The following is a 259-nucleotide window of genomic DNA, read 5'->3' as shown; positions in this document are numbered from 1 at the left end:
GAGCTCGGATGCATCCGGCTCTGGATCGGTCTGGGCGAAATCGGCGGAGTCGGCGACGATGTCGCGAACGTCCTTGTCGATGGTCTTCAACTCTTCTTCGCTGGCCCAGCCTTGCTCGATCATGCGGTTCTTGACCTGTTCGATCGGGTCGTGCTCGGAGCGCATCTTCTGCACTTCGTCCTTCGAGCGATACTTGGCCGGATCGGACATCGAGTGACCGCGATAGCGGTAGGTCTGCATCTCCAGGATGATCGGACCC

At 59.8% G+C, this 259-nt stretch carries 1 protein-coding gene; it reads right to left on the bottom strand.

Going from position 1 to position 259, the window contains the following annotated elements:
- On the bottom strand, positions 1–259 hold a 259-nt coding region (locus RTX98_RS17235; protein ID WP_312798042.1), incomplete at both ends, for a thiamine pyrophosphate-dependent enzyme.

The sequence above is a fragment of the Tianweitania sp. genome, assembly GCF_032053605.1.
GTDB lineage: Bacteria > Pseudomonadota > Alphaproteobacteria > Rhizobiales > Rhizobiaceae > Tianweitania.
This window is presented reverse-complemented; position numbering and strand designations above follow the sequence as displayed.